This is a genomic window from Nocardia barduliensis (assembly GCF_013315795.1).
Lineage (GTDB): Bacteria > Actinomycetota > Actinomycetes > Mycobacteriales > Mycobacteriaceae > Nocardia > Nocardia barduliensis.
The window spans coordinates 1-21456 of record NZ_JABLTE010000102.1 but is presented as its reverse complement, the minus strand read 5'-3'; the positions used below and the strand labels follow the sequence as shown (position 1 = coordinate 21456).

Genomic DNA, 21456 nt, shown 5'->3' with positions numbered 1-21456 from the left:
CGGCATTCGCGGGGCACGACGAGGTCGCGCACGCGTCCTCCTTCGTGCCCCTGGCTCCTGCCGCGGATCGAATAGCGCATTTGCGGGCCCGCGTTACTTCTCGACGTGCTTGCGGGTCACCGACAGCGACTCGACCTCTTCGTGGTCGAGCTGGCCCGCCTCCGCCTCGTTCACCACGGGAGTGCCGTCGGCGGTGAGGAAGGTGCCCAGGAACTTCTTGGTGGCCGCCTCGATCTGCTCGGCGGCGTCGCCGTCGAGCACCTTGCCGCCCTCGATCGCCTTGAACGCGTCGGCGGCGCTGCGGTGCAGATCCTCCAGCAGTTCGGCGTTGAAGCGGCGGATGTCGCCGACCGGGATCGCGTCGAAGTGGCCGCGGTCGACCAGGTAGATCGAGATGATCTGGTCCTCCACCGGCACCGGCGAGTACTGGTCCTGCTTGAGCAGCTCGACCCAGCGGGCGCCGCGCTCGAGCTGGGCCAGCGAGGCCGCGTCGAGGTCGGAGGCGAAGGCGGAGAACGCCTCCAGCTCGCGGTACTGCGCCAGCTCCAGGCGCAGCGAACCGGCGACCTTCTTCATGCCCTTGGTCTGGGCGGCGCCACCGACGCGGGAGACCGAGGTACCGACGTTGATCGCCGGGCGGACACCCTTGTTGAACAGGTCGGACTCGAGGAACACCTGGCCGTCGGTGATGGAGATGACGTTGGTCGGGATGAACGCCGAGATGTCGTTGGCCTTGGTCTCGATGATCGGCAGGCCGGTCATCGAGCCGCCGCCCAGCTCGTCGGACAGCTTCGCGCAGCGCTCCAGCAGGCGGGAGTGCAGGTAGAAGACGTCACCGGGGTAGGCCTCGCGGCCCGGCGGGCGACGCAGCAGCAGCGAGATGGCGCGGTAGGCCTCGGCCTGCTTGGTCAGGTCGTCGAACACGATGAGCACGTGCTTGCCCTGGTACATCCAGTGCTGGCCGATGGCCGAACCGGTGTAGGGGGCCAGCCACTTGAAGCCGGCGGAGTCGGAGGCCGGGGCGGCGACGATGGTGGTGTACTCCAGCGCGCCGTGCTGCTCCAGCGCGGCCTTCACGCCCGCGATGGTGGAGCCCTTCTGGCCGATAGCGACGTAGATGCAGCGCACCTGCTTCTTCGGGTCGCCGGTCTCCCAGTTGGCCTTCTGATTCAGGATGGCGTCGATGCAGACCGCGGTCTTGCCGGTCTTGCGGTCGCCGATGATCAGCTGACGCTGGCCGCGGCCGATGGCGGTCAGCGCGTCGATCGCGGTGATGCCGGTGGCCAGCGGCTCCTCGACCGGCTGGCGTTCCAGCACGGTCGCGGCCTGCAGCTCGAGCACGCGCTGTTCCTCGGACTCGATCTCGCCGAGGCCGTCGATCGGCTGGCCGAGCGGGTTGACCACGCGGCCGAGGAAGTTGTCGCCGACCGGAACCGAGAGCACGTCACCGGTCCTGCGGACCTCCTGGCCCTCCTCGATCTCGGCGAACTCGCCGAGGATGACCGCACCGATCTCACGGTCCTCGAGGTTCAGCGCGACGCCGAGCACGCCGCCCGGGAACTCGAGCAGCTCGTTGGCCATCGCCGAAGGCAGGCCGCTGACGTGCGCGATGCCGTCACTGGTGTCGGTGACCACACCGACTTCTTCGATGGAGGTCTCGGGGGTGTAGCTCTGGGTGTAGCTCTCGATCGCGCTACGGATCTCATCGGAGGAGATCGTCAGCTCCGCCATGTTCTTCCTGCTCTCGCTGTCTGGGTCTGGAATGTCGGGGGTGGTGGAAGCGCGCTAGGCGAGAGCCCGGCGCAGCTTCTCCAGTCGGCCGATGGCGCTGCCGTCGATCACGTCGTCACCGACGCGCACCACGACTCCGCTCAGCAAACTCGGGTCGACCTCGATGTGCACCGTGGTCGCCTTGCCGTAGATGCGCCGCAGCGAGGCGGCCAGCCGGTCCCGCTGCTGTTCGGTGAGCCCGATGGCGGCGCGCACATGCGCGACGATCTGATCGCGGCGAGCCGCCGCGAGGTCGGCCAGTTCGTCGAAGGCGGCGCCGATGCTCGACCGCTGCCTGGTCACCACCTGCTCCGCCAGGGTCAGGGTGATGGCCTCCGTCTTGCCGGTCAGCAGCTGGTTGATCAGCTCGCGCTTGGCCGAGTCCGGCTGCGACCGATCCGACAGTGCCTGCTCCAGCTCCGGGTTGTCGCTGATGATCCGGCCCAGCCGGAACAGTTCGTCCTCGACCGCTTCGAGCCGGCCACGCTGGGCCGCCGACTCCAGCAACGCCTCCTGGCCGAGCAGCACCAGAGTGTGCACCAGGTCGGAGGTGCGCGACCAGTTCTGGGCCACGGCGGTGGTCAGCACTGCCAGCGTGGCAGCGCTGACCTTGCCGCTGAAGACCCGCTCGCAGAGTTCCGCGCGCGCGGAACCCGGCACCGACACGTCCGCGAGCGCCACACGCAGCGAACGCTGGTCGTCCAGCACGGCGACAACGGCGAACAGTTCCGACCCCGTCGTGGCCGCGGCACTGTCGCTTCCGGTCAGAGCGGCCCGAAGCGCCTCCCGAGACCGGGCACTGGCCTCGCGGCTCGCTGCGTACATGCTTCTCACTTTCGCGTCGTTACCTTCCGACCCCGATGCCTGCGTCCGTCTGGTCGAGCTCATCGAGGAACCGGTCGATCGACGTGGCCTGCTTGGCCTCGTCCGAAACCGACTGTCCGATGATCTTCTCGGCCAGATCGACGGCCGTGCGGCCGACTTCCGAGCGCAGCTCGGTCAGGATCTGCTGGCGCTGGGCTTCCAGCTGGGTGTGGCCCGCCGCGATGATGCGGTCGGCCTCGGCCTGGGCCTCCGAGCGCATCTGCGCGAGGATCTCCTGGCCCTGGGTGCGCGCGTCCTCACGGATGCGAGCGGCCTCGAGCCGGGCGTCGGCCAGTTGCTGCTGGTACTGCTGCAGGGTGAGCTGAGCTTCTTCCTGCGCGGCTTCGGCGCGAGCGATGCCGCCTTCGATCTTCTCGGAACGCTCGTCGAGCGTCTTCATCAGGCGCGGAACCACGTACTTGTAGAACAGGATTCCGATGATGAGGACGCAGACGATCGACCAGACGATGTCGTACGTTTCGGGGACGAGAGGATTCACATCCTCTCCCTCCGCCGCGGCGAGCAAAACTGACTCGTACATCGGAATCAGAAAATGAAGCCGGCGACGAGACCGATGAGGGCCAGGGCTTCGGTGAACGCGATACCGAGGAACATGTTGGTACGGATGGTGCCCTGCAGCTCGGGCTGCCGGGCGATGCCCTCGATCGCCTTACCGACGACGATGCCAACGCCGATGCCGGGGCCGATCGCGGCGAGACCGTAGCCGACGGCGCCCAGGCCCTTGAAGGTGCTCTCGTTCGTCGCGGCTTCCTGGGCCAGGTAAGCGAGGCTCATGAGTCTTCCATTCCCTTTCTGTTGCTCACCCGCCGGTCGGCGTGGTGCAGCAGGTTTCCGGTAGTTGTGTCGGTCGGGTCAGTGATCGGCCGCGTGCTGCGCGAGTCCGATGTATACGGCGGTCAGCAGCGCAAACACGTAAGCCTGCAGGAAGATGACCAACAGTTCGAAGAGCGTGAAGCCGAGTCCGGCGATCAGCGAGAACGGCGAGAACACCTTCATCCACGCGGCGGCGTCGAACAGGAAGAACCAGGTCGCGCTGAAGAACAGCACCAGCATGATGTGGCCGGCCAGCATGTTCGCCATGAGTCGGACGGTCAGCGTGAACGGACGCAGGATGAAAGTCGAGACGAACTCGATCGGAATCAGCAGCACGTGCAGCGCGGGGGGAACATTCGGAACGACGATGCTGCTGCGCATGTAGGTGAGGAAGCCGTACTTCTTGATACCCACGTAGTTGAAGGCCAGGTACGCGACGACGGCCAGCACCAGCGGCATGCCGATTCGGGCGTTCGACGAGATGTTCAACCCCGGAACGACGCCGGAGAAGTTCAGAAAGAGGACCGTGAAGAAGATCGTCGCGATCAGCGGGAAGTACTTGCGTCCGGTGTCCTTGCCCAGGACTTCTTCGCAGATCTGCTCCTTGACGAAGACCAAGCCGATCTCGGCGACATTCTGCAGGCCGCGCGGCACGATCTTCGGCGAGCGGAAGGCCAGCAGCATCACGCCGACCAGAACGAACGACATCAGAATGCGGATCAGCATCAATCGATCGAGTTCGAACGGCGTTCCCTCGAACAGCACAGCTGGAGGGAAGAAGTCGGTAAGCGACGGCGCGTGGAACTCGGCCGCCAGAGTGGTGACGCTCAGCGTTCTCTCCCGTGTTCGGGCCGCGGGTACGGTCATTCCCGCGGTTCGATCGGACATTGACGATCAATTTGGGTCGACTCAGGTCGGCTCGAAGTTCGTCAGCAGCTGGGCGGTGGTTCGTCCACCAGGCGTCTGTACGTGTGTCGGCGACATTCGTCGACATGCAGAACCGGAACACCCCTCGGAGCCCGGCACGGCAGTAAGCATAGCGGCCCAGACCGGGGAGCTCGGTGGTGACCCCTCATCGAACCCCGACTTGGTCGCTTGCTTACCAACACTTTACCAAGTCATCTACGACAGCGTGTAGGGGGTGGGGGTTTTTCATTACTCCCGAGTACCGGGGGCGCTGTCCGGGTCGGTCGTCGTCACGTACGGAACCTTCTGGCGGACAACGCCGTAGGTCTCCGCGCCGAGCACGATCACCAGGGCTCCGACCACCGTGAGGAACAGGACGACCCGGTCGTAGAACCCGAATCGCTGGAGGATCGCGACCACGATCAGCGCCACCAGAACCTTGCCCACCCAGCTGACCAGCATGATCAAACCGGCGGTGCTCGGCGGCAGCTTCGCGCCGAACAGCACGACCGCCGCGGTGGTGAGGATGAAACCGCCGCCGATCGCGGCGCCCAGCAGCGCACCCCACACACCGGGGACACCCGAGACGGCAGCCCCCAGCGCTACGGCCAGGACCACAAGCACGCCCAAGCCGGCCACTCCGTAGCGCAGGGCGGACCGCAGCGGCGCGTCGGGGCCGGGGACGGGTTCGGGTGTGAAGCTCACAGGCGCCGACTTTACCCGGACGGCGATCCGTCACCCACCGGGTCCCCACGCCGCAGACCCGGAATAGCGGTGATCACCAGAGCGAACACCAGCCCGCCCGCCATCAGCAGCACGACCAGCGTGCGGTCCATCAGCGAGGTGCCGACCGCGCCGAACGCGAGCACACCGACCCACAAATAGATCAACAGCACCACGCGGCGGTGCGAATGGCCGATCTGCAGCAAGCGATGATGCAAGTGCATCTTGTCCGGCGTCGAGAAACTCACGCCCGCGCGCACGCGGCGCACGATGGCCAGCAGCAAGTCGAGCACCGGGATGAACATCACCGCCCCGACCAGCAACAGCGGGGAAAGCAGGCCGACGATGTCGCGCGGGCCGTAGCCCTGCAGCGGGATGCGGCCCGAAGCGCCGGTCGACACCGCGGCCAGCATCAATCCGATCAGCATCGAACCGGAGTCGCCCATGAATATCCGCGCGGGCTGGAAATTGTGCGGCAGGAATCCGAGGCATCCGCCCGCGAGCGCGGCGGCCAGCAGCGCGGGCGGGTAGGTGTCCACCGAGCCGCCCTGCTCGTTCATCAGCCCCAGGCAGAACACGAAGACGGCCAGCGCCGCGATCAGGCCCAGCCCCGCCGCCAGGCCGTCCAGCCCGTCGACGAAGTTCATGGCGTTGACCAGGGTGACGGTGACCGCCACCGTGACCAGCCCGCCTTGCAATCCGTCCAGTACCACGGTGGTGTTGCTGAACGGGTTGTAGACCACGTACCAGCCCAATCCCATGACGGCCATCACGCCGGCGGCCGTCACCTGACCGGCGAATTTCGTGAGCGCGTCCAGCCCCCACCGGTCGTCGACGATGCCGACCAGCACGATCACCGTGCTCGCCACCAGCACGGCGATCGGGATGTTGGGTTTGTAGTCGAAGCCGCTACGCAGCGCGGGCAATTGGTGAGCGAACAGGACCGCGGCGACCACGCCGATGTACATGCCGACGCCGCCCATCCGGGGAATCGGCTTGACGTGCACGTCCCGGTCGCGCGGCACGGCGACCGCCCCGAAACTGATCGCCAGCACCCGCACGCCGCCGGTGGCCAGGAACGTCACCACCGCCGAGATGAGCAGCACGACCAGCAGCTCCCGCAGGGGAACGACGGCGCTGGAACCCATCATCCGAGCTGCGCGGCGCCGCTGAGCGCTTCCGGCGACATGCCGAGCACCTCGGCGATGTCGGCGACCGGCACCGCGCCCACCCGCAGCACGCGCGGCTGGTCGGCGGTCAGGTCGACGATCGTGGAGGCGACCGCGTGCTCGGCCGGGCCGCCGTCGAGGTAGACGCCGACCAGCTCGCCGAGTTGGTCGCGGGCCTCGGCCGCGGTCTTGGCCGGTGGCTGTCCGGACACGTTGGCGCTGGACACCGCCAGCGGACCCACCTCGCGCAACAGTTCCAGCGCGACCGGGTGCAGCGGCATCCGCAGCATCACCGTCCCTCGGGTGTCACCGAGATCCCAGGCCAGCGAAGGCGCCTGCTGCACAACGAGACTCAGCCCGCCGGGCCAGAACGCCCGGATCAGCTCGCGCGCCTGCGGACGCACCGAGAACACCAGGCCGTCGATGGTGTGCCAGGAACCGACGAGCACCGGCACCGGCATGTCCCGGCCGCGGCGCTTGGCCGCCAGCAGCGAACTCACCGCCGTCGAATCGAACGCGTCGGCGGCCAGGCCGTACAGCGTGTCGGTGGGCAGCACGACCAGCCGTCCGGATTTCAGGGCGCTGGTGGCTGCGGACAGTCCGGCGGCGCGCGAGTCGGGATCCGCGCAGTCGTAGACGGTACTCACGGCAACCATCCTGGCATCTGTACCGCCTCTCCGGGTATTCAGGCCGTACTAGTGGGGTGAAAGGGGATTCGCGTTCAGGTTCCGCTTCGGGGCCGAGGGAGGTCTGGGCGTGCCCGGTGAGTTACCCATGTGCTCGCGAAATCAGTTGTCGGGTCGGGTGCGGTTGGGGCCGCACCCAGGTCTGACCAGTATCGATGATGGCTGCGGCTGCGCGGTATGCCGGCCTCGAGTCCGTTGGGATGTAGCCGCTCCCTCGCTTTCCGAAAGGCACGGCTCGGCTGCGAAAGCGCCGGCCGGTCCACCTGGGAATGCGGATGGACCGGCGTGCGGCGCGGGTCAGGTGTGGGTGGCGGCGACGAAGCGGGGTTTTCCGGCCAGGTCCGGGTGTTCGACGATGTCGGTGAAGACGCCGGTGGCGGTCAAGAGGGCGACTACGCCGGAGCCATTGGTGTCGTCGTGCTCGATGGCGGTGGCGCCGCCGGAGCGCAGCCACCTGGCGATGTTCGGGACCATCCCCCTGATCACCGCGAGTCCGTCCGGGCCGCCGAACAGGGCGAGGGAAGGATCGTGGTCGGCCACCTCGGGGTCGAGCTGGGCGCCTTCCGGGACATAGGGCGGGTTGGACACCACGATGTCCACCCGGCCGTTCAGGTCGGTGAGCAGTTCGGGATCGGTCGCGTCGTCGGCGTAGAGCGTGATCGGGGTGTCGCCCGCGGCGATGCGGTCGTCGGCGTTGCGCCGGGCCCAGACCAGCGCCGCCGGATCGAGTTCGACCGCGCGCACGTCCGCGTCGGGGCGCGCGTGCGCGACGGCCAGCGCGAGCGCTCCCGACCCGGTGCACAGGTCGACGACGATCGGCGTGTGATCATGCGGCAGCGCCTCCAGCTGCGCCAGCGCCCACGCGTACAGCAACTCGGTCTCCGGGCGCGGCACGAAGACGCCGGGGCCGACCGCGATGTCGAGCGCGCCCATCACGGCCGTACCGGTCAGGTGCTGCAACGGGATCCGCCGGGCGCGGCGATCGACCAGCGCGCGGAACTCCGCCAGCTTGTCCGGCGCCACGAGGGGGGTCAGCGCCAGCCTGGTCCGTTCCACGCCGAGGACGTGTGCCGCCAGGTGCTCGGCATCGGCCTGCGGACTGTGCACGCCCGCGGTCCGTAACGTGTCGATGGCGTCGTTGATGACGGGGCGCAGCGCGACTCGGGTGGTAGACATGGCACCGACTCTGCCCGAAAGACGGTCACTCCGCCGCCATACGCGCTTCGCGATCCGCCTTCCCCAGGGCATCCAGCAGCGCGTCGAGGTCGCCGTCGAGCACGGAGTCGAGGTTGTGCGCCTTGAAACCGATGCGATGGTCGGTGATCCGGTTCTCCGGGAAGTTGTAGGTGCGGATGCGCTCGGAGCGGTCAACGGTGCGGATCTGGCTGGCCCGGCCCGCCGCCGCCTCCTGATCGGCCTGTTCTTCGGCCAGCGCCTGCAACCGCGCCGCGAGCACCTGCATGGCGCGCGCTTTGTTCTGCAGCTGCGAACGCTCGTTCTGGCAGGTGACCACGATGCCGGAGGGCAGATGGGTGATGCGTACCGCGGAGTCGGTGGTGTTGACGCCCTGGCCGCCCTTGCCGGAGGAGCGGTAGACGTCGATACGCAGATCCGACTCGTCGATCTGCACCTGTTCGATCTCGTCGGGCTCCGGATAGATCAGCACGCCCGCCGCCGAGGTGTGGATGCGGCCCTGCGACTCGGTCACCGGGACGCGTTGCACGCGGTGCACACCGCCCTCGAACTTGAATCGTGACCACACACCGTCGCGTGCGGCGTCGCGGCTCTTGATCGACAGCGTCGCCTCTTTGTAACCGCCCAGGTCGGACAGGTTGACGTCGAGGATCTCGACCTTCCAGCCGTGCCGCTCCGCATACCGCAGGTACATGCGGGCCAAGTCGGCGGCGAACAGCGCCGACTCCTCACCGCCCTCGCCGGACTTCACCTCGAGCACCACGTCGTCGCCGTCGTGCGGGTCGCGCGGGGCCAGCAGGTCGGCGAGGGCCTGTTCCAATTCCTCGACCTGCTGCTCCAGATCCGGGATCTCCGCGGCGAACGCGGCGTCGTCGGCGGCGAGTTCCCTGGCGGCGGACAGGTCGCCGCGCGCCGTCTCCAGCTTGCGGTAGGTCGCCATGACCGGGGCCAGCTCGGCGAACCGCTTGCCGACCCGGCGCGCGGCGCCCGCATCGTTGTGCAGCGACGGATCGGCCAGCTGCGTCTCCAGGCCGGCGTACTCGGCCAGAATGTCGTCGATGGCGGACGGTTGCGTCACAGTGCTTCCTTCTCCGGGTAGCTGGTCCAGACAAAACACCGACGCCCGGCCTGCGAGCAGGACCGGGCGTCGGCGGGGAAGCTACTTGGCGTCGGCCTTCTTGCCGGCACGCTTGCCGTAGCGGGCCTCGAAGCGGGCCACGCGACCACCGGTGTCGAGGATCTTCTGCTTGCCGGTGTAGAACGGGTGGCACTGCGAGCAGACCTCGACGGTGATGTGTCCCGACTCCTTGGTGCTGCGAGTCTGGAAGGTGTTGCCGCAACCACAGACGACCGTGGTGTCGACATACGCCGGGTGAATTCCTGCCTTCATGGATGTCCTCTCGAGTTTGGTCGCCGGGTCGCCCATGCGAATTTCGCGCGAAGCGTGAACCGGAACCGACTAGGCGGGAGCTCTGCTCACTGAGCAGACGCAACGATCGTTCAGTATGCCAGAACTGCCGTTACGCTCCCAAAACGCCCCCGGCGGGTGGTTTGTTCCCGCCCTAGGTACTCCCCCATGGTTCGCGCCCATGGAAGTGCGGGCACGCGAATCGGCGCCGCCTCCGGGACGCTGAAGTCGGGTAGTCCGCTACTCACGAATGCGAACAGATCCGTTCATAGAGTTGCATACCTGGGTGCACATCGGCGTGCCGAGACAGGAAGGAGACCCCGTGAACATCCGAATCGCGTCCGCGATTTTCGTTCTACTGACTCTCTCGGTCGCAGTCGGTCTGTCCGCACTCCCCGGCAACACGCACTATCCGGCTCCCGAGAACGCCGTGTACGTCCGGACTCCGGATTCCGCCGCCCCCGCCGACGGGCCCTGCGCACTGATCCTCGGTCTTCTGATCAGCGGCGCGGCCACGATCGGCCTCGCCTTCTTCGCCCCGCAGACGCCGAAAGGGTCCCGCAGCAGCGGGACCCTTTCGGCCGTTGTCATGGCGACAACTGATTTCGCGAGCACATGGGTAACTCGTCGGATACGCCCGAAACGAGACCGGGCATACACCGCCTACCCTGAGCCCTACTCTCCCGGCACCGGACCCGTACGGCCTGAATACCCGGAGAGGCGTACGGGCCTATTCGTCGAGCGCGCCCGGCGCGGTCTTGCTCACCTGCATCAAGAACTCGAGGTTGTTCTTGGACTTCTTCAGACGGTCGATCAGCAGATCGATCGCCTGGTGCGAGTCCAGGCCGGACAGTACGCGGCGCAGCTTGTGCAGTACCGCCGCCTCGTCGGGGCTGAGCAGTAGCTCGTCCTTGCGGGTACCGGACGGGTTGACGTCCACCGCGGGGAACACCCGCCGCTCCGCGATCTTGCGGTCCAGCTTGAGCTCGGCGTTGCCGGTGCCCTTGAACTCCTCGAAGATCACCGTGTCACCGGTCGAACCGGTCTCCACCATGGCGGTGGCGATGATCGTCAGCGAGCCACCGTTCTCGATGTTGCGCGCCGCGCCGAGGAACCGCTTGGGCGGGTACAGCGCGGTGGAATCCACACCACCGGAGAGGATTCGGCCCGAGGCGGGCGAGGAGTTGTTGTACGCGCGGCCGAGCCGGGTGATCGAGTCGAGCAGCACCACGACGTCCTTGCCCATTTCCACCAGGCGCTTGGCGCGCTCGATGGCGAGTTCGGCGACCGAGGTGTGGTCCGACGGCGGACGGTCGAAGGTCGAGGAGATGACCTCGCCCCGCACCGAACGCTGCATGTCGGTGACCTCTTCGGGACGCTCGTCGACCAGCACCACCATGAGGTAGACCTCGGGGTTGTTGGTCGCGATCGCGTTCGCGATGTCCTGCAGGATGGTGGTCTTACCGGCCTTCGGCGGCGACACGATCAGGGCGCGCTGGCCCTTGCCGATCGGCATGATCAGGTCGATCACGCGGGTGGTCAGCTTGTTCGGCTGGGTCTCCAGCCGCAGGCGCTGGTTCGGGTACAGCGGGGTGAGCTTGCCGAACTCGGGACGGCGCTTGGCCGCCTCGACCTCGCCGCCGTTGACCGTGTCCAGCCGCACCAGCGGATCGAACTTCTGACGCTGGTTGGCCTGTTCACCGTCGCGCGGGGCGCGCACCGCGCCGGTGATCGCGTCGCCGCGGCGCAGGCCGTTCTTGCGGACCAGGTTCATCGACACGTAGACGTCGTTCGGCCCGGCCAGGTATCCCGAGGTGCGGACGAAGGCGTAGTTGTCCAGCACGTCGAGGATGCCCGCGACCGGCTGCAGGACGTCGTCCTCGCGGATCTCCAGCTCGCGGGCCTCGCCGCCGCCGCTGCCGCCGCCGTCGCGGTCGCGCCCACGACGACGCTCCCGGAAGCGACGCCCGCGCCGTCCGCGACCGCCTTCCTCGTCGTCACCGCCGCGGCCGCCCGCGCTGCCGTTCTGGCTCTGGCCGCGCTCGCCCTGGCCGCGGTCGCTCTGCCGCTCGTCCTGGCCACGTTCGCTCTGCCGCTCAGCTTGGCCACGGTCGCTCTGCCGGTCGCCCTGGCCACGCCCGCTCTGGCCACGCTCGCGGCGGCGCTCGCCGCCCTGTTCGCTGTCCTGCTTCGGCTCGTCGGCACGCGGCTCGGCGGGCGCCGTCTCGGTGGACGCGGATCGTGCCTGGTCACGGCCACGGCGCTGCCGTCCACGGCCACGCTGGCCGCTCTCGCGACCGGACTCCTCGGTGGTCTCGCTCGGCGCGGACGCCGATTCGGCGGCGGGCGCATCGGCGGAAGCCGTCTTCGCCGGGGCGGGAGCCTCGGTGGACGCGGCCGAAGCCGTCGGCGTCACGTCGAGGGTCGCCTGCTCGGCCTTGGCCGGCGCCGGCTCGGCGGGAGCGGCGTTCTTCGCGGGGGCGTCGGCCTTGGCGGTTGCCGCGGACTTGGCCTCGCCCTTGGCGGGCTTTTCCGCCTTCGCCGACTTTCCGGCCTGATTTTCCTTGATGGCGGCGATCAAATCGCCCTTGCGCATTCCGGAGGTGCCTCGGATACCGAGCTCCCCCGCGAGCGCGCGCAACTGCGGCAACAACATTCCAGTCAGCCCCGATCGTGCGACGTCGGTGTTTTCGCTCATCTTCGAAATCTGTCCGGATTCACTTTCGCGGTCGCCCGTCGGGTTCGATTCCACGCCGGGTATCGCGAGCAGGTCCGTATCTGTCACGGAAATCCTTTCCTTCCCTCGATTGCCGTGTGCTGTTTCGAGGGTTCGTCCCGCAGCCCGGGCATTCTGCCGGACTGGGATGCGTCCGTCCGGGCGCTGTGTGCCGTATCACCTGCCCCGCCGGACCGGCGGCTTCTCCACCGTTGGTGAAAGGTGGGGAGAGATCATTCCAGTTGCGCAGCTACGCAGCACCCCCATGGCCTGGAGGCTCGAGCCTGGAGCCTGCTGGAGCGATTGCCCTGATGAAGCACCGGCGTCTGATGCGCACGATGTACGGACTTGCCCAGGATAGCTGTCCATTGCGAATCTCGGCAAGACAGACTCGCCGTCAGTCGACCAGGACGCCCTCGGCGATTCCCGGCTCCAGCACGCGCAGGCCGTCGGCCGCCGCCATTTCGCGCAGTTCTGCCGGAAATTCGCTGGTACCCAGGGCCAGGATGGTGGGGCCCGCGCCGGAGACGGTGGCCGCGATCCCCGCCGAGCGCAGGCGGGTGATCCAGGCGGTGGTCAGCGGTAGCGCGGGGGCACGCTGGGCTTGGTGCAGGCGGTCCGCGGTAGCGGGCATCAGCAGGTCGGGGCGCTGGGTGAGCGCCACCACGGCCAGCGCCGCGCGGCTGACGTTGAACGCGGCATCGCCGTGCGGCACGACCTCGGGCAGCAGGCCGCGGGTATGCGCGGTGGACGAGCGCACCTCGGGGATCAGCACCACCGGACGCAGCGTGGGGTGCGGATCGAGCCGCACCGCGCGGTAGACGCGAGCGTGGTATTCCGTGCCGGGAGCCTCGTCGGCGGGGCGCTCGGTCTCGGTCCACGAGACCACGATCCCGCCGAGCACACTGGCCGCCGCGTTGTCCGGATGACCCTCGAATTCCGCGGCCAACTGGACCATTCGATCGGCCGAGGTAGCCAGCGCCGGGTCCAGCTTCGCGGCAAGGGCGCACCCCGCGGCCAGTCCGCCGACCACCGCGGAGGCCGAGGAGCCGAGCCCGCGGGAATGCGGAATCACGTTGCGGCACACCACATCGAGACCGTCGGCCCACACCCCGGCCGACTCCAGGCCGCGCTCGATCGCGCGGACAACGAGATGCGAAGGGCCCCAAGGTACGTCGTCGGCGCTCTCGCCCTCGACCCGGATGGTGAGCCCGGAATCGGTGGTGCGCACCTGGATCTCGTCGTAGATCCCCAATGCCATACCGAGCGAGTCGAACCCGGGACCGAGGTTCGCGGTGGACGCGGGCACCCGCGCGGTCACGGTGAGACCGGCGGGCAGCGTCGCGCTCATGAGCTGGCTGTCGCGCGAATTCACTCAGGCCAGCTCGAGTTCGGCGGCGACCGCGACCGGGTCGACCGCGATCGGCTGCACCTGCGGCATGCCCGACAGCGCCGTGTCGGGATCCTTCAGACCGTTGCCGGTCACCGTGCACACCACGGTGAGCCCGGCATCCAGCCAGCCTTCGTTGCGCGCGGCGAGCACACCGGCCACGCTGGCGGCCGACGCGGGCTCGACGAACACTCCTTCGGTGGCCGCGACCAGGCGGTACGCGTCCAGGATCTCCTCGTCGGTGGCGGCGCGGAACGCGCCACCGGACTGCTCCTTGGCCTCGACCGCGCTGTTCCAGGAGGCCGGAGCGCCGATCCGGATGGCGGTGGCGATGGTCTCCGGATCGCGCACCGGAGCGCCGTTCACCAGCGGGGCCGCACCGGCGGCCTGCACACCGAGCATGCGCGGCAGGCCGCCGGTGACACCGTCGGCGTAGTACTCCCGGTAGCCGCGCCAGTACGCGGTGATGTTGCCGGCGTTGCCGACCGGAAGGGCGTGCACGTCGGGCGCCTTGCCGAGCACGTCGCAGATCTCGAAGGCCGCGGTCTTCTGACCCTCGATACGCGCCGGGTTCACCGAGTTCACCAGCCCGATGCTGGGGAAATCGGCGGTGACTTTGCGGGCGAGCTCCAGGCAGTCGTCGAAGTTGCCCTGCACCTGGATGATCTTCGCGCCGAGCATGACGGCCTGGGCCAGCTTGCCCATCGCGATCTTGCCCTGCGGAATCAGCACCGCGCAGCTCATGCCCGCGCGCGTGGCGTAGGCCGCGGCCGATGCCGAGGTGTTGCCGGTGGACGCGCACAGCACCGCCGTCTGCCCGCGGTACTTCGCGTCGGTCATCGCCATGGTCATGCCGCGGTCCTTGAACGAACCGGTCGGGTTCAGGCCCTCGACCTTCAGGTAGACCTCGCACCCGGTCACCTCGGACAGGTGCGGCGCGGGCACCAGGGGCGTACCGCCCTCGTACAGCGTGACCGGCTCCCAGTCGGCTGCGCCCGCGAGCCGGTCGCGGTAGGCCGCGATCAGGCCCGGCCAGCGGGCGTGCACTCCCGCCTGGGGCGCGACGCCGGTCGGACGCCCACCCGTCTCCCGGCCGCCACCGCTCGTGGCGTCGCTGCGCGACACTGTGGTCATTCTTCGGTGCCTTCCAATCTCAGAACGCTGGTCACGGATGTGACGGATGCCATATCCGCCAAGGCGGCCACGGTCTCCGCGAGCGCCGACTCCACTGCGTGGTGCGTCACCACGACCAGGCGGGCACCCGAGCCGTGCCCTTCTTGACGGACGGTCGAGATGCTCACCCCGTGATTGGCGAATTCGCCCGCCACCGCGGCCAGGACCCCAGGACGATCCTCGACCTGCAGGTTCACGTGATAGCGGGTGGGCGTATCGCCGATCGGCGCGATCGGTAGCTCAGCATAAACCGATTCGCCGGGAGCGCGACCGCCATAGAACTTGTTCCGCGCCGCCATCACCAGATCGCCGAGCACCGCGGAGGCGGTCGGGGCGCCACCGGCGCCCTGCCCGTAGAACATCAGCCGCCCGGCGTTCTCCGCCTCGACGACCACCGCGTTGAAGGCGCCGGTCACCGCGGCCAGCGGGTGCTTGCGCGGAATGAGCGCCGGGTAGACGCGCACCGAGACGCGCTCCTTGCCGCCGTCCTCCGGCCCCGGCTCGCCGGGGCCCGCGTCCACACGCTCGCAGATAGCCAGCAGCTTGACCGTGCAGTCGAGCGCCGAGGCGGTCTCCAGATCCTCGGCGGAGATCCGCGAGATGCCCTCGCGGTACACGTCGGCGGCGGTGACCCGGGTGTGGAACGCCAGCGAGGCGAGGATCGCGGCCTTGGCCGCGGCGTCGTAGCCCTCGACGTCGGCGGTCGGATCGGCCTCCGCGTAGCCGAGCCGGGTGGCCTCGGCCAGCGTGGCCGAGTAGTCGGCGCCGGTCTCGTCCATCGCGGAGAGGATGAAGTTGGTGGTGCCGTTGACGATGCCGACGACCCGGTTCACCCGGTCGCCTGCCAGCGACTGGATCAGCGGGCGCACCACCGGGATGGCGCCCGCGACGGCGGCCTCGAAGTACAGGTCGGCGCGGCTGCGTTCGGCGGCGGCGGCGAGTTCGCCGGTGTAGTCGGCCAGCAGCGCCTTGTTCGCGGTCACCACGGATTTGCCCGCGTTCAGCGCAGCCAGGATCAAGCGGCGCGGCGGATCGATGCCGCCGATCACCTCGACCACCAGGTCGACGTCGTCGCGGGCGACGAGCGCGTCGGCGTCGGTGGTGAGCAGGTCCGCGGGGATGCCGCGGTCGGTGTCGAGGTTGCGCACGGCCACACCGCGCAGCACCACCGGGGCGCCGACGCGGGAACGCAGGTCCTCAGCGTGTTCGCGCAGGATGCGCACGACCTCGGTGCCCACATTGCCCATGCCGAGGACCGCGACACCGATCGGGCGATCGGTCCCCCACGCACCCTTGTTCGCGTTCGCCGTCACGCTTCCACCTCCAAGCTGAGCAGGTCCGCCACCGTCTCCCGGCGCAGGATCAGGCGCGGCTTTCCGTCCCGCACCGCGACGACCGCGGGACGGGTCAACTGGTTGTACCGGCTGGACATCGAGTAGCAGTACGCGCCGGTGGCCGCGACGGCGACCAGGTCACCGGGGCCGACGTCGGCGGGCATCCAGGTGTCGCGAATGACGATATCGCCACTCTCGCAATGCTTTCCGACGACGCGCGCGACCACCGGCCCGGCCTGCGACGACCGCGAGACCAGGCGGCAGTCGTAGTCGGCCTGGTACAGCGCGGGCCGGATGTTGTCGCTCATGCCGCCGTCGACGCTCACGTAGCGGCGGCGCAGACCGCCGTCCAGCGAGACGTCCTTGATGGTGCCCACCTCGTAGAGCGTCACCGTGCCCGGACCCGCGATGGCGCGGCCGGGCTCCACCGCGATCACCGGCGTGGGCAGCCCGGCGCGTTCGGCTTCGGCGGCGACCAGCTCGCGCAGGTTCGCGGCGAACTCGTCCAGCGGCGGCGGGTCGTCCGACGGCAGATACGAAATGCCCAGTCCGCCACCGAGATCCAGCGTTGCGATCTGCGCGGTGCGCTCCACGCCGAACTTGTCGATGGCCTCGCGCAGCAGGCCGAGCATGCGCCGCGCGGCGATCTCGAAACCGTCGATCTCGAAGATCTGCGAGCCGATGTGGCTGTGCAGGCCGACCAGACGCAGATTGTCGGCGTCGAAGACCCGGGCGAGCGCCTCCATCGCGTCGCCGCCCGCGATCGAGAAGCCGAACTTCTGGTCCTCGTGCGCGGTCGAGATGTATTCGTGGGTGTGGGCTTCCACGCCGACGGTGACGCGGACCAGCACGTCCTGCACCACGCCCGCGCGGCCCGCGACGGCTTCCAGGCGCTCGATCTCGATCAGCGAGTCGACCACCACGTGGCCGACGCCCGCGGAGACGGCGGCGTCCAGCTCGGCCACCGATTTGTTGTTGCCGTGCAACGCGATGCGCTCGGCGGGGAAGCCCGCGTGCAGTGCGACGGCGAGTTCGCCGCCGGAGCACACGTCCAGCGAGAGGCCCTCGTCGCGGATCCAGCGGGCGACCTCGCCGCACAGGAACGCTTTGGACGCGTAGTGGACTCGCGCGTTCGCCCCGAAGGCACGGACCATGTCGCGGCAGCGGGAGCGGAAGTCGTCCTCGTCGATGACGAACAGCGGGGTGCCGAACCGAGCGGCCAGCTCGTGCACCGGCACGCCCGCCAACCGGACGACGCCGTCTTCGTCGCGCACGGCATTGCGCGGCCACACGTTCGCGGGCAGGTCGATCATCTGCTTCGGATCGCCGGGACGCTCCGGCAGATTCGGCGCGTGCGGTATCTCGGCATGCCGGGGACCGGCGGGATGTGCGCTCATGCCTTGTCCTCGCTGCGCTCGCTCACTGGTGCTTCCTTCCTCGCTCTGGTCGGCCGGCCGGTCACATGCGCTCCGGCGCGCTGACGCCGAGCAGACCCAGGCCGTTGGCCAAGACCTGGCGCGTAGCGTTGACCAAGGCGAGCCGGGCGGCGTTCGTCGGCGAGACGGGGTCGTCACCCAGCGGCAGGACGCGCAGGTTCTTGTTGGTCTGGAAACGGTGGTAGGCGCCGGCCAGCTCCTCCAGGTAGCGGGCCACCCGGTGCGGTTCGCGCAGACTCGCTGCGCTGCCCACCACGCGCGGGTACTCGCCGAGGGTGCGGATCAGCTCGCCCTCCTCCTCGGCCGACAGCAGCGCGAGGTCGGGCGGGACGGCGTCGTATTCGAACTCGGCGGCGTTGCGCGCGATCGAGGCGGTCCGCGCGTGCGCGTACTGCACGTAGTAGACCGGGTTCTCGTTGCTCTGGCTGGCCCACAGGTTCAGGTCGATGTCGATGCTCGAGTTCACCGACGAGCGCACCAGCGAGTACCGCGCCGCGTCCACGCCGATCGCCTCGACCAGGTCGTCGAGCGTCACGACGGTGCCAGCCCGCTTGCTCATCTTCACCGCGACGCCGTCGCGCAGCAGGTTGACCATCTGGCCGATCAGCACCTCGACGGTCGCCGGATCGTCGCCGAAGGCGGCCGCGGCGGCCTTCAGCCTGCCGATGTAACCGTGGTGGTCGGCGCCGAGCATGTAGATGCACAGGTCGAAGCCGCGGGCGCGCTTGTCCTGGAAGTAGGCGATGTCGCCTGCGATGTAGGCGGCCTTGCCGTCGCTCTTGATGACCACCCGGTCCTGGTCGTCACCGTATTCGGAGCTGGCGATCCACCAGGCGCCGTCCTTCTCGTACAGGTCGCCGGAGTTCTTCAGCCGCTGCACGGCCTGCTCGACCGCGCCGGAGGCGAACAGCGAACTCTCGTTGAAGTAGACGTCGAAGTCGGTGCCGAACTCGTGCAGCGACTCCCTGATGTGCGCGAACATCAGCTCGACGCCCTCGGCGCGGAACAGCTCCAAACGCTCGGCCTCCGGCTTGCTCAGCACGTCGGGGTGGGCGGCGACGATCTTGTCGGCGATCTCGGCGATGTAGGCGCCCGCGTACCCGTTCTCCGGAGTCGGCGCGCCGGTGGCGGCCGCGACCAGCGAGGCGGCGAACCGATCGATCTGCGCGCCGTGGTCGTTGAAGTAGTACTCGCGCACCACGTCGGCGCCCTGCGCGGCCAGGATGCGGCCCAGCGCGTCGCCGACCGAAGCCCACCGGGTACCGCCCAGATGCACCGGGCCGGTCGGGTTGGCCGAGACGAACTCGAGGTTGATCCGGGTGCCCTTCAGGGTGTCGGCGGTGCCGTAGGCGGCGCCCGCGGCGAGCACCCGCTCGATGATCGCGCCCTGGGCGGAGGCGGCGAGGCGGATGTTCAGGAAGCCCGGCCCGGCGACCTCGGCGGCGGCAACGCCGTCCGCGTCGGACAGCGCGTCGGCCAGCCAAGTGGCCAGGTCACGCGGCTTGGTTCCGGCGCGCTTGGCCACCTGCATCGCGACATTCGTGGCATAGTCGCCGTGTTCGGGGTTTCGCGGACGCTCCACCGTGACCTCGTCGGGCAGGACCGCGGGGTCCAGTCCGCGTTCGACGAGCACCTTCGCCGCGGTCGAGCGAAGGAGATCTGCAAGGTCAGCTGGAGTCACGAGTCTCTATCCTATGGTCTTGGCGGGTGTACACCTCTGGGTGGGCACTACGCAGCCAGCGGATCCATCAACGTCGAAAGAGCACACTGAGCGATGCCTAGCAGTCCCAGCGCCAAATCGGCCAAGGCCGCCAAGGCCGCGGCGAAGTTGTCGGGTCCCCGCAAGGGGGGCAAGCGAGGTCAGCTTCCGAAGAAGAATCGCCAGATCCCCTGGCTGGCCATCGGCGCGGCCGTAGTAATCATCGCATTGATCGGCGCGCTGGCTTACAACCTGGTCCCCAAGTACCGGGAAAAGGCCGACCTGGAGAAGTACACCCCGAGCGCGCAGCGGAAGGACCCGTCGGACGGGATCGCGGGCGTGGTGAAGAAGGAATACCCCGCGGGCCTGCACATCGGCGCGAACCAGCGGGTGGCCTACGACCAGGCGCCGCCGTTCGGCGGCCCGCACGACCAGTCCTGGGCCACCTGCACCGGCGTGGTCTACAGCAAGCCGATCCGGGTGGAGAACGCGGTGCACTCGCTCGAGCACGGCGCGGTGTGGATCACCTACAACCCGGACAAGGTGAACGCCGACGGCATCGAGACGCTGAAGGCGAAGGTCGAGGGCAAGCCGTACACGATGATGTCGCCCTATCCGGGCCTCGATTCCGCGGTGTCGCTGCAGTCCTGGGGTCATCAGTTGAAGCTGGACAGTGCCGAGGACAAGCGCGTCGGCCAGTTCATCACCGCGCTGCGGCTGAACAACTACACCTACCCCGAAGTGGGCGCGGACTGCTCGACCATCGTCTTCGACACCGACAACCCGCCGCCGTTCGACCCGACGCCGCCCGGCCCCGACGCGGTGCCGATGGACGGCAGGGGCCTGCAGCCCGATCCGGCCGAGGTCGGCGGTGCGCCCGGCGGCCTGCCGGGCGTGCCCGGTGTTCCCGGCCTCCCCGGGTTGCCCGGTATGCCCGGCGCTCCCGTGCCCGCGCAGCCTGCCCAGCCCGCTCCTGGCGCGAGGCAGTAGTGACCGGCGATCGCGGAGAGGCCGGGTCCGGCTCTCGAGAAGCGTCCGCCGGGGGTGGCGCTCCCGACGTAGCGGCTGGAGCCGACACTCACAAAGCCTCCGCTCGGGCCGGTGTTCCTGAAACCTCCGCCGGGGCCGACACCCGCAAAAACTCCGATAGGGCCGACGTTCCTGAAGCGCCCGCCGGGGCCGACACACGCAATGCGCCGGCCTCGGCTGACACTGCCGAAGGGGCCGCGGGGGCCAGCGCTCCCGCAGCACCGGCCGGGGGCGACGACCGGGAGGCGCGCAGAGCGGACGAGCACAGATCTCTCGGGTTCAGGAAGCGCGCAGCCGCCGGAGCCGGTGAGCACGACAGCCCGGACGGGTCCCAGGACGGCGAAGCGTCTTCCGGTCTCGGCGGACAGTTCCGCCGCCAGCGCACGGCGCTGCTGGTCCTCGGCATCATCGGCGCCATCCTGATCGGCTTCGCGATCGGCGTGCTTGCGCGGATTCCGCTCGACGGTTCCACGGAGCCGGATCCGGGCGCGGTCGACGTCGGTTTCAGCCAGGACATGTCGGCCCATCACGCCCAAGCCGTCGAGATGGCGGGTGTGGTGCTGGTTCGTTCCACCGACACCGAGGTACGCCGCCTGGCCTACGACATCCTCACCACCCAGCAGAGCCAGGTCGGTCGCATGCAGGGCTGGCTGCAGCTGTGGAACGAGCCCGCGCAGGGCGTGGACGGTTTCATGGGGTGGATGACCGAGCCCATGGGCGGACACGACCACTCCGGGACGAACGAGCCGAACCACACCGGCCCGGTGCCCACGATGCCCGGCATGGCCACGCCCGCCGAGCTGGCCGCGCTGCGCCAGGCCACCGGCCCCGCCCTGGACACCATGTTCCTGCAGCTGATGCTGCGCCACCACGCGGGCGGGCTGCCGATGATCGACTACGCCGCCCAGCACGCCGCCACCACGGCGGTGCGCACCCTCGCCGAGACCATGGCCGCGACCCAGCGCGGTGAGTCCGGCCTGATGACCACCATGCTCAAAGCCCGCGGCGCCACGTCCTGCCTTACGGATGACTCTGCGAGTGGCCCATGGCTGTGGCAAACACCGAGCCGACCTCTCCGGGCATGCCACTCGCGATCATTCGTTGCCCGGGCGAGAATGCCGCGAT

18 protein-coding genes and 1 pseudogene are annotated in these 21456 nt (G+C 68.9%); 2 read left to right on the top strand and 17 right to left on the bottom strand.

Annotated elements, in window-relative coordinates; translation table 11 throughout:
* Positions 1-93: 93 nt before the first annotated feature.
* The 17 genes from atpA to argS all read right to left on the bottom strand — a co-directional run bounded on the left by atpA (position 94) and on the right by argS (position 19284).
* Positions 94-1731, bottom strand: a complete 1638-nt coding sequence (atpA, locus tag HOV91_RS31125) for a F0F1 ATP synthase subunit alpha (RefSeq protein ID WP_174188883.1) — start codon at positions 1729-1731, stop codon at positions 94-96.
* A gap of 54 nt (positions 1732-1785) precedes the next feature.
* On the bottom strand, positions 1786-2595 hold the full coding sequence (locus tag HOV91_RS31120) for a F0F1 ATP synthase subunit delta (protein WP_174188882.1): 810 nt from the start codon (positions 2593-2595) through the stop codon (positions 1786-1788).
* A gap of 19 nt (positions 2596-2614) precedes the next feature.
* Positions 2615-3175: a F0F1 ATP synthase subunit B gene (locus HOV91_RS31115; RefSeq protein ID WP_174188881.1), complete on the bottom strand. Its 561-nt coding sequence runs from the start codon at positions 3173-3175 to the stop codon at positions 2615-2617.
* A gap of 5 nt (positions 3176-3180) precedes the next feature.
* Positions 3181-3429: an ATP synthase F0 subunit C gene (locus HOV91_RS31110; RefSeq protein WP_039796339.1), complete on the bottom strand. Its 249-nt coding sequence runs from the start codon at positions 3427-3429 to the stop codon at positions 3181-3183.
* 78 nt (positions 3430-3507) lie between these two features.
* Positions 3508-4335 carry a F0F1 ATP synthase subunit A gene (gene atpB / locus HOV91_RS31105; protein ID WP_498072320.1) on the bottom strand — a complete coding sequence of 276 codons (828 nt, stop codon included), beginning with the start codon at positions 4333-4335 and terminating at the stop codon, positions 3508-3510.
* A 288-nt stretch (positions 4336-4623) separates the two neighbouring features.
* Positions 4624-5079 carry a Cg1360 family ATP-synthase-associated protein gene (locus HOV91_RS31100; RefSeq protein WP_174188879.1) on the bottom strand — a complete coding sequence of 152 codons (456 nt, stop codon included), beginning with the start codon at positions 5077-5079 and terminating at the stop codon, positions 4624-4626.
* An 11-nt stretch (positions 5080-5090) separates the two neighbouring features.
* Positions 5091-6248, bottom strand: a complete 1158-nt coding sequence (locus HOV91_RS31095) for a glycosyltransferase family 4 protein (RefSeq protein WP_174188878.1) — start codon at positions 6246-6248, stop codon at positions 5091-5093.
* Positions 6245-6913: an L-threonylcarbamoyladenylate synthase gene (locus HOV91_RS31090; RefSeq protein WP_174188877.1), complete on the bottom strand. Its 669-nt coding sequence runs from the start codon at positions 6911-6913 to the stop codon at positions 6245-6247. The genes HOV91_RS31095 and HOV91_RS31090 overlap by 4 nt, the downstream gene beginning before the upstream one ends.
* Positions 6914-7249: 336 nt before the next feature.
* On the bottom strand, positions 7250-8128 hold the full coding sequence (gene prmC / locus HOV91_RS31085) for a peptide chain release factor N(5)-glutamine methyltransferase (RefSeq protein ID WP_174188876.1): 879 nt from the start codon (positions 8126-8128) through the stop codon (positions 7250-7252).
* A gap of 25 nt (positions 8129-8153) precedes the next feature.
* Positions 8154-9224: a peptide chain release factor 1 gene (prfA, locus tag HOV91_RS31080; protein WP_174188875.1), complete on the bottom strand. Its 1071-nt coding sequence runs from the start codon at positions 9222-9224 to the stop codon at positions 8154-8156.
* Between the two features lie 81 nt (positions 9225-9305).
* Positions 9306-9536, bottom strand: a complete 231-nt coding sequence (gene rpmE / locus HOV91_RS31075; RefSeq protein ID WP_011207583.1) for a 50S ribosomal protein L31 — start codon at positions 9534-9536, stop codon at positions 9306-9308.
* Positions 9537-10284: 748 nt separating this feature from the next.
* Positions 10285-12339, bottom strand: coding sequence for a transcription termination factor Rho (gene rho / locus HOV91_RS31070; RefSeq protein ID WP_438822707.1), 2055 nt, complete (start codon positions 12337-12339; stop codon positions 10285-10287).
* Between the two features lie 328 nt (positions 12340-12667).
* Entirely contained in the window at positions 12668-13621 is a 954-nt protein-coding gene (thrB, locus tag HOV91_RS31065; protein WP_174188873.1) for a homoserine kinase, read from the bottom strand.
* Between the two features lie 24 nt (positions 13622-13645).
* Entirely contained in the window at positions 13646-14707 is a 1062-nt protein-coding gene (gene thrC / locus HOV91_RS31060) for a threonine synthase (RefSeq protein ID WP_174188889.1), read from the bottom strand.
* 83 nt (positions 14708-14790) lie between these two features.
* Entirely contained in the window at positions 14791-16146 is a 1356-nt protein-coding gene (locus HOV91_RS31055; RefSeq protein WP_174188872.1) for a homoserine dehydrogenase, read from the bottom strand.
* Entirely contained in the window at positions 16143-17564 is a 1422-nt protein-coding gene (lysA, locus tag HOV91_RS31050; RefSeq protein WP_174188871.1) for a diaminopimelate decarboxylase, read from the bottom strand. The genes HOV91_RS31055 and lysA overlap by 4 nt, the downstream gene beginning before the upstream one ends.
* Before the next feature lie 61 nt (positions 17565-17625).
* Positions 17626-19284: an arginine--tRNA ligase gene (gene argS, locus HOV91_RS31045; protein ID WP_174188870.1), complete on the bottom strand. Its 1659-nt coding sequence runs from the start codon at positions 19282-19284 to the stop codon at positions 17626-17628.
* A gap of 93 nt (positions 19285-19377) precedes the next feature.
* On the opposite strand from argS, the gene HOV91_RS31040 reads away from it, so the two are divergent.
* On the top strand, positions 19378-20292 hold the full coding sequence (locus HOV91_RS31040; RefSeq protein ID WP_174188869.1) for a thioredoxin-like domain-containing protein: 915 nt from the start codon (positions 19378-19380) through the stop codon (positions 20290-20292).
* A gap of 428 nt (positions 20293-20720) precedes the next feature.
* Positions 20721-21341, top strand: a pseudogene (locus HOV91_RS31035) (DUF305 domain-containing protein); the annotation flags it as partial.
* Positions 21342-21456 lie beyond the last annotated feature (115 nt).

Bases quoted from the DNA above. Each gene is read 5' to 3' on its own strand.
- HOV91_RS31120 (WP_174188882.1), bottom strand. From the start codon at position 2,595: ATGTACGCAGCGAGCCGCGAGGCCAGTGCCCGGTCTCGGGAGGCGCTT.
- HOV91_RS31110 (WP_039796339.1), bottom strand. From the start codon at position 3,429: ATGAGCCTCGCTTACCTGGCCCAGGAAGCCGCGACGAACGAGAGCACC.
- lysA (WP_174188871.1), bottom strand. From the start codon at position 17,564: ATGAGCGCACATCCCGCCGGTCCCCGGCATGCCGAGATACCGCACGCG.
- HOV91_RS31040 (WP_174188869.1), top strand. From the start codon at position 19,378: ATGCCTAGCAGTCCCAGCGCCAAATCGGCCAAGGCCGCCAAGGCCGCG.
- HOV91_RS31115 (WP_174188881.1), bottom strand. From the start codon at position 3,175: ATGTACGAGTCAGTTTTGCTCGCCGCGGCGGAGGGAGAGGATGTGAAT.
- prmC (WP_174188876.1), bottom strand. From the start codon at position 8,128: ATGTCTACCACCCGAGTCGCGCTGCGCCCCGTCATCAACGACGCCATC.
- rpmE (WP_011207583.1), bottom strand. From the start codon at position 9,536: ATGAAGGCAGGAATTCACCCGGCGTATGTCGACACCACGGTCGTCTGT.
- atpB (WP_498072320.1), bottom strand. From the start codon at position 4,335: ATGACCGTACCCGCGGCCCGAACACGGGAGAGAACGCTGAGCGTCACC.
- HOV91_RS31095 (WP_174188878.1), bottom strand. From the start codon at position 6,248: ATGATGGGTTCCAGCGCCGTCGTTCCCCTGCGGGAGCTGCTGGTCGTG.
- atpA (WP_174188883.1), bottom strand. From the start codon at position 1,731: ATGGCGGAGCTGACGATCTCCTCCGATGAGATCCGTAGCGCGATCGAG.
- thrB (WP_174188873.1), bottom strand. From the start codon at position 13,621: ATGAGCGCGACGCTGCCCGCCGGTCTCACCGTGACCGCGCGGGTGCCC.